The 7,530-nt window shown below is 64.0% G+C and carries 7 protein-coding genes; 4 read left to right on the plus strand and 3 right to left on the minus strand.

Annotated elements, in window-relative coordinates:
• Both CXQ97_RS18310 and CXQ97_RS18315 read left to right on the plus strand, forming a co-directional pair.
• Positions 1–155: DUF4383 domain-containing protein (locus CXQ97_RS18310; RefSeq protein WP_146069724.1), on the plus strand; the 155-nt coding region annotated here is incomplete at its 5' end.
• 1,128 nt (positions 156–1,283) lie between these two features.
• Positions 1,284–1,724, plus strand: a complete 441-nt coding sequence (locus CXQ97_RS18315; protein ID WP_104182324.1) for a hypothetical protein — start codon at positions 1,284–1,286, stop codon at positions 1,722–1,724.
• Positions 1,725–1,868: 144 nt separating this feature from the next.
• Here the strand turns inward: CXQ97_RS18315 and CXQ97_RS18320 are convergent, their stop codons facing one another.
• The 3 genes from CXQ97_RS18320 to CXQ97_RS18330 form a co-directional block, all read right to left on the minus strand.
• On the minus strand, positions 1,869–2,324 hold the full coding sequence (locus tag CXQ97_RS18320) for a hypothetical protein (RefSeq protein ID WP_258062770.1): 456 nt from the start codon (positions 2,322–2,324) through the stop codon (positions 1,869–1,871).
• Positions 2,321–2,824 carry a cupredoxin domain-containing protein gene (locus CXQ97_RS19685; protein WP_146069725.1) on the minus strand — a complete coding sequence of 168 codons (504 nt, stop codon included), beginning with the start codon at positions 2,822–2,824 and terminating at the stop codon, positions 2,321–2,323. The genes CXQ97_RS18320 and CXQ97_RS19685 overlap by 4 nt, the downstream gene beginning before the upstream one ends.
• A 158-nt stretch (positions 2,825–2,982) precedes the next feature.
• A complete protein-coding gene (locus tag CXQ97_RS18330) occupies positions 2,983–3,477 on the minus strand; it encodes a cupredoxin domain-containing protein (protein ID WP_181035151.1) in 495 nt (164 codons plus the stop codon).
• A gap of 958 nt (positions 3,478–4,435) precedes the next feature.
• Between CXQ97_RS18330 and CXQ97_RS18335 the strand changes: the two genes are divergently transcribed.
• Together CXQ97_RS18335 and CXQ97_RS20470 are read left to right on the plus strand one after the other, a co-directional pair.
• Positions 4,436–5,206 (plus strand): CHRD domain-containing protein, encoded by a 771-nt coding sequence (locus CXQ97_RS18335; RefSeq protein ID WP_104182328.1) that lies wholly within the window; start codon positions 4,436–4,438, stop codon positions 5,204–5,206.
• A gap of 383 nt (positions 5,207–5,589) precedes the next feature.
• The gene (locus tag CXQ97_RS20470) at positions 5,590–6,027 is read left to right on the plus strand and encodes a class F sortase (protein ID WP_258062771.1); all 438 of its coding nucleotides are present in this window, start codon (positions 5,590–5,592) and stop codon (positions 6,025–6,027) included.
• Positions 6,028–7,530: the final 1,503 nt, after the last annotated feature.

The following is a 7,530-nucleotide window of genomic DNA, read 5'->3' on the forward strand; positions in this document are numbered from 1 at the left end:
GGGTCTACGGCCTCGTCATCGACCAGCAGTCCGCCGGCAACTTCGTACCCCTCAACGGTGCGGACAACTGGCTGCACCTGTTCCTGGGCGTGGGCATGATCGCCCTGGCCCTGCTGCTCACACGCAACCACAAGCGCACGACCGCGCGCGCATAACAGCACCGAACCGAACCGATGATGAACTAACCGGCAATACCACCCTCGCGATACCACCGGTACCGGTGCGGCCCCGAAATCATTCGGGGCCGCACTGCTGTCTCAGGCAGGAAGTGACATGTGCGAACGGGAGATGCCGCTGACCCGGAGGCACTCGAGCCCCAAAAGGCTCGCTGTCCAGTCGCGCATATCGGAACAGCAGACACACTGCCGCCATCCGGTGCAAGCCCGGCACGATGTGCGTCCACCGAACCTTTTCCGTGGGGTTGGCACTTGCAGTGTCGTGCGGACATCACCGGAAGTCATGTCTGCCGTGTCCACCAGTGTTTGGGTCAACCCCTTGAGTCCCTATGCGGCGAGGAACGTGATCAGGGCCTGGCCCCAATTGTCGGGGTAGCTGACATCGCATCCCGTGGGGTCCTCCCTTGATGGCGGGCAGGTCACTGCCGGGCAGGGTCGCGTCGGTTCCTCGGCGCGAACCTTCGAACGGAACGGAACGGAACGAAGCGGAACGGTAACGTCGCGGTCTCCCTACAGGATTAACAAGGGGATAGTGACTTTGAGCAGGTCATCCCGAAAGTTGGTAGAACCAAAGGCTTCCGCGCATGTCAGGGCTGCTTTCTTGTCGGCCTGCTTACATGGGGCGGGCGCACCTCAGTGGAATTGTCGCGCGCCGGGCACACCAAGCTGATGGACCGCCAGCGACGAATACACGACAAGCAACAGGGCCATCTGGCCTGGCCGGAATCCCTTTGGTGGATGCGATGTGGCGTGAGCGGCCTATGGGACGCAGAGCACACGATCTTGGAGGTTACTGTGGGCCCGATACAACGACGTAGGACCGGGCTTGTCCTGTCGGTCATGGTGTGTGCCCTGATGACTGCCGGGTGTGGAACCGTCGATGAGAACCCGTTGAATGTGAATGGAGACCGGTCCTCGTCAGCGCCCACCATCACACCGGACCCGGTTGGTTCTGATGCTGGTGCATCTGGTGGCACCGAGCTTGGCGGTGACGGGCCCGATTCGAGTACACCCTCGGAGGAAAGCTCGGCTGGCGGAGGGCCGGCGGGGGGTGCGTGGGGCGATGATCCGTTAGGTATCGCGAAGGACGGCGCGACGTTGTGCGGGGTGCAGCCGGAGAAGAGCTTCCAGCAGTACACGCTGCTGTTGCACAACCCGACGCTGGAGACCTTCACTTTCTCCGACATCACACTGGGTTCCCCGGAGGGCTTGACTGTCGTGTCAGTCGACGTCACACCCGCCAATAAAGAAGGCCACGGCAATCACGGCGCAGCCCCAGGAACGGCACCTCATGCCGAGCATGAAGCAATCCCTTCCCCCGCCGAAACCGAGCCCGAGCCCAGCACTTTCGACGTCGAACCGGTGCCAGTCGAAGGGTTCATCTTCGAACCCGACGCGCACATCGACATCGTCGTGAAGGTCGCCCTGGAGAAATCAGCAGACCGGGGCACCGCCGAGAACGTAGCTGTCCAGTTCAGTTCCCCGGACCGCGAGTACTCCGTCGCACACCCGCTGAACATCACCGTGGACCGGACCTCCTGCTCCTAGCAGGAGCCCAGCTCCCCACCTGAGCACATACGCACAACCGCGCACGGATGCACAGGGTGACGCGCTTTCCCTCGTTCTGTTTCCTGGCCGTTATGTTCTGGCCGTTTTGTTGCCTAGGCCCTCGTCTACCTGTGGAATCCCTGGTTAGCGGTGTGACTTCCGGTGGAGGGTGTAGGCGGTCAGGGCCAGGATGAGGGCAAGTGCTTCGGCGAGGGCGGTGAGTGTTTTGGTGGTGTACCAGACGGGCTCATACATGGACGGGATGGGCCCGATGGTCGGGATCTGGATGTACCGGTAGGCGATGACAGCTACCAGGGAGGCCAGCGCTACCAGTGCGGCGAGCAGGAAGGACCGCGGTGTTCCCCTGACCAGGACATACAGGGCGGCGATGACAGCTACGGCACCCTGGATCCTGAACAAATTGCCGCCTCCTACCCCGGAGGGTGCTGCCTGCTGGAACCCTGCAGCGAGCTGTAAATGGATGAGCGCACTGACGATCAGCGCGACCGCCACAAGAACCCGCAGCACCATCACGAGCACCATAGATCGCTTGTCGGCGCCGTGACGACCGTTGCTCGAGGGCACGTCGTGGAGGGTCACCCGATGACCAGCGTCCCGGACATTTCGGGATGGTAGGTGCAGATGACCTCGTACTCGCCTGCCTCGTCAGGGGCCGTGAAAGTCACCGTTTCGCCTGGACCTACCTCCACATCGAACGCGCCCTCTCCCTCGGCGGTGACCGTATGGGGAGCATCATCCTCATTGACCACCGTCACCTCAGCGCCCGGGGCGATGCTGTCGGGCATCTGGTACTCGAAGTCCACGATCGTGATTACTGCCTCCTCGGCAGGCGCGGCCTCGGCGGACTCCGACATACCGGCACCAGCTGATGCCTCCGCAGTCGGTGCCGTACTCGGGGTCGCAGTCGGGGCTGTAGTGGGGGTTGCCGCCGCGGACGTAGCGGTATCAGCCGGCTGGGTCTGTGCTGTTGATGCCTTGACCGCTGGCGCCTCGGTGGTCGACGAGCAGGCGACAGTTCCCATCACAACAGCAGCAGCAAGTACCAGCGCGGGTAGAACATGTTGGGTGGTCTTCATCATTTCCTCCAAGGAGCGTTCACGGTTCTGGTGGGAGACAAGCCGGTCGCAGTGGCGCGTCCCGGGGGTAACTTCGTCCGACGCTGGGATCCCACTGCAATCCGATCGGGAAAAGCAGGAGACCCGCTCGCGAAAGGCTCAGAACCGGGACGGTGGTCCTACTAGCCGGTGGTACGCCTGCGTACGGCGAATGCTCCGCCGGTCAGGGCGACGAGGACGAGTCCGCCGCCGAGGAGGAAGGTGCTGGAGTCGTTCGTGGTTTGCTCGGCTCCGGTGTCGGCGCCTCCCCGGGGAACCGCGTCCATCTGATCCATGCCCTCCATATCGGACATGCCGTTCGTGCCCGATTCAGCGGGCGCGGAGGAGGGAGCCGGCGCTGGTGTCATGGGAGCTGCTGGTGTGGGTGCCGCGGCTCCTGCGGCGACGGTCAGCGAGCTTTTCATGTTGGCGTGGAATTTGCAGAAGAAACTGTAGGTGCCGCCCTCCGAGGGTGCAGCGAAGGTCACCGTTGCGCCTCCCGGCACGGTGACGTCGAACGCCCCATTATCGGCGGTGACAGTGTGCACTTCGGTGTCGGTGTTGGTGACGGTGATCTGGGAACCCGGGGTGATGGTGCCGGTGCCGGAGTACTCGAAATTGGTGATCGTGATCGTCATCTGGCCTATCGTCATCCTGGGGACCGACACAGAAGCGGTCGTAGGAGTCGCTGCGGGAGCGGCTACCGCTGGTCCTGCCGCGACGAGTCCGGCCCCTCCGATAAGAGCGCCGGCCACAACAGTACTGAGGATGCTTTTGCGGGTGATCATGATCGTGCCCTCCGCCGGAGCGACTAGGGAAGCACCAACACTGGCGACAGCTCCGAGATGAGCCACCGATGCCAAAACCCCGACATATGAGCTTCGTCACACCGGCGACGAGGGATGGGTCGAGCGCCCCCTGTTCATAGGCTGCCGGAGATACGGGCTGCCGGAGATACGGGCTGCTGGGGAAATGGAGGAGCGCCGGCGAACATCGGGATGGAGGTCCCTTTGAGGTTCGTCGACGCTCGGACCCGGCGGACCGGGTCAGTCCCCACTCGCACGTGAAGATGGGGATGACTGTACAGGCGAGTCCTGTGAAACACCCGCGAAAGTTTACCCTCTGGTAACCGCCTCTTATCCGGGCGCGTTCGACGTGTTCATCCCCTTCAACCGCGGGCCTTGAAGCACAAACCGACGCCATCGCCTCCGGCAGTCCTCCTACATTTCTTCCGCAACCGCCGAGGGTTTCGTGCGTCCGTTTTCTGCCGCCCGATCGAATCAACCGGGCCAGCCTCCCCCAGTTGGCCGGCATAAGGCGCCGACATTCCGCTGAGGTAGGAGGGCACTGTACGACCTATAGCACGGGGCCTTGCTCGTGCTACCGGGTGTACCCAAGGTGGTACGCAAGCTATCTATTGTGACTGGTGCGTGCTTATGGTGAGCAGGCAGGAAAAGGCACAACGACGCGCCGAAACATTCTGGGGGAATTGGGTTGTTGGGGGCAGCCATCCGTGCGGCGTTGTGCTCCGAATCACAGTCAGCGCGAATCCGGATCCGGACTCGTTCTCATCGCACAGTGAAGGACATAGATCCCATGAACAAGAAGATGCGTTTCCTCGCAGTACCGGCCCTCGCCATCAGCGCTGTCGCTATGGCAGGATCGCCGGCCATGGCCGCCCACGACGGCACCTACTCCTCGACCCTGGGCCAGCTCAGCGGCACGACCGGTACGGGCACCATCAGCCTCGACGTCAAGGGCGATAAGGCGACCGTGAACCTGCAGGTCTCCGGTCTCGCCCAGACCTTCATGGACGCCCCGTACCCCCACGTCCAGCACATCCACGGCGGAGCACTCGGCCAGTGCCCCACCACCGCCGCTGACGCCAACGGCGACGGCATCCTCAGCACCACCGACGGCGCAGCGTCCTACGGTGGCATCCTCACCACGCTGACCACCTCCGGAGCCACGACCCCGGCCGAGGGCCTGAACCTGGCACTGGGCGGCCAGGGCGGGACCTACACCATCCAGCGCGAAATCACCCTCGACAAGGCCACCCAGGAGTCCCTCGCCGCCGGCACCGCCGTTGTCGTCGTCCACGGCCTGGACCCCGCCACGGTCACCGCCACCGCCGAAGCCTTCAACGCACCAAGCGACCTGGAGCCCTCCCTCCCCCTCGGCGCGACCTCGCCGGCACTCTGCGGCGTCCTCGTCGAGCAGCAGATGGGCGCCATGCCTAACGGCGGCGCCGACACCGGTGTGGCCACCGAAACCGGCTCCAACACCGGCGTCCTCGCCCTCGGTGGCGGACTCGTCCTGGCAGCAGCAGCCGGCGGAACCTACATGATCCGCCGCAACAACGCATAACCAGCACCAACCCATCCGCCCCGTAACGGATAACAGCACCACCAGCAGTCTCAGCAGAACGATCTGATCGGACTACGGAAAGAAACCTGATGATCAGCTCACCCAGCGACCGCCGCAAACACCACCTGGTGTCTACGGCGGTCGCTCTATTACTGCTCACCGGCTGCTCCGCCCCCACCAGCACCGACAGCGACACCGGCACCGGCACCGTTACTGGCACCTCGGCAGCACCGACGGCAACACCCTCAACCACATCGGCTGGCTCGGCTTCGGCTGCACCGGTGGCCACACCGCCACCAGCGACCAGTGCCCCGGCGCCGGCGCCGGCGCCGGAGACACCGCCCGCACCCGAGCCGCCGGCAGTCCTGCCGGCATCAGTGCCCGTGTCCTTTTCCATTCCCTCGACCGGTGCCCGATCGGACCTTCTGAGTACCGGGCTGCGGGAGAACGGATCCCTGGAGGTGCCCCCGGACGGGCCTGGCGCGCCAGCGAGCTGGTACAACCAGTCACCCACCCCCGGCGAACGCGGGCCCGCAGTCCTGCTGGGACATGTCAACGCCACCGACGGCGGACCCGGTATCTTCGCCAATCTCCGCTCCCTCACCACCGGCGACACCATCGAGGTACTGCGCGAAGACGGCAGCACCGCGACGTTCACCTTCAACCGCGGCGAACAATACCCCAAAAACGAGTTCCCCACCCAAAAGGTGTACGGCAACACCGCGGGAGCCGAACTACGCCTCATCACCTGCGACGGGTACGACCCCGAAACCGGCGAATTCGACGACAACTACGTCATCTACGCCACCCTCGTCCCCTAATCGAACCAAACTGAGCCCGCCATCTGGTGACGGCCCATCCCCTAGAAAATGCGGAAGGATCCAGCCATGCGTCGTCACGTTGCATGGTCAACACCGCTCATCATCCTGACCGCGGCACACCTCTCTCTCCTCGGCTCAGCACCAGCCCTCGCAGGAACCCTCGACCCCACACCCGTAGCGTCGACTACAGCCAGTCAGCAAAATCAGAACCAAGGCACTGCCGATCCCTCGCCTGCCGCACTGCAGGACCCCGCACCACCGACACCACCCGCTGACCCACCAGCTGACCCGCCGGGCACGGCACCCACAGACCTGCCAACGGAACAGCCACCAGATCCCGGCGTTCCCACACCCTCACCTGTGCCCACCACTCCTACCCAGATACCAGCCCCGGCCCCTATGACTGAGTCGTTACCTGTTGAGCCCAGTCTGGTGAGTCCGGCCCCTGATGCCGATATGGTCCCTGTTCCCTCTGCGACCGCCGCAACCCCTGCATCGAGAAATCGTGTGACTTCCCCCGTCGCCGAGCCTCCTGCGAATCCGGATCAGCTCCTACCTGCACCACCGGCTGGCGTGAACGTCGAGTCGGACGATTCCCGCGCGACACTACCGGGTGCAGTTCAGCGCGGCGCAGGCCCTGCCCACGGCTCGGTCCTCACCAATCCGGTCCCCCTTAACGGGTCGCCCATGGAAGTGATTCCTGCGCCAACTGTTGACGCCAACCCAGTTCAGCAGCCACGGGACGCAGCAGCCTCGCCCGAACGGAGCCCCGACATGCGCGACGGAGTGCGCGAGGTGGTCATAGCTGCTTTGAGCATCGTCGCCATCATCCTCGGCGTCGCCATAGCCATCGTCAGCCGCGGACGTCGCGGGCCAACGATGTCTTGACCGGTCACCCTGAAAAAGGGGGAGCCAACATTTTCTCTGCCATTCCTTTTCTGGTCCCTGCGCGGTCGCTGATAGCAACAAGCCAGGGCGCGGTGAGAACGAGCTCTTTGAGGGCTTCGCAGCTGTCCTCCTGTCCACAGGTGCATGGCACAAGCTCCCTGCGCTCCGCTGCTTGTCCCGCATACCCATGGACAGCAGGAGCCAATGCCGCGCCTGCACACCCCCACCTTGCCGACCCGGGGTAGTTCACCTCGAGTGAGCGGTGGATGTGTACAGCCTCCTCGCTGCCAGGGCATAAGAACGTGACCCAGGAACCGATAGAAGCGATCGATCTGGGAGTGGCAGCTAGTAGTGGCTGATTATGGCAATCGGTTGAAGGCGGCGTCCACGACGTCGGCCGTAGCCCGGGATCGGTCATTCGCCTGTGGGCGGGTGGAGCCCGAGGGGTGGAGCTCAAAGCCGTCCACCTGCGGGTAAACCATTAGGCGAAGCACCGGTAGGTCCCACCCGGGGTACTAGCGCTTGATAAAGGAAGGAGTGGCAGGTACCCCCGTCCAGGGCACCTGCCACTCCTTTGGTTCAGCTTACGGACGTTGTGTCCGGACGTGGCTGTCC

The organism is Arthrobacter sp. B0490 (genome assembly GCF_002929355.1).
Classification (GTDB): domain Bacteria; phylum Actinomycetota; class Actinomycetes; order Actinomycetales; family Micrococcaceae; genus Arthrobacter_D.

What these genes read in the sequence shown, in the direction of transcription:
- CXQ97_RS18330 (WP_181035151.1), bottom strand. Translation starts at nt 3,477, where the DNA reads ATGACGATCACGATCACCAATTTCGAGTACTCCGGCACCGGCACCATC.
- CXQ97_RS18335 (WP_104182328.1), top strand. Translation starts at nt 4,436, where the DNA reads ATGAACAAGAAGATGCGTTTCCTCGCAGTACCGGCCCTCGCCATCAGC.
- CXQ97_RS19685 (WP_146069725.1), bottom strand. Translation starts at nt 2,824, where the DNA reads ATGATGAAGACCACCCAACATGTTCTACCCGCGCTGGTACTTGCTGCT.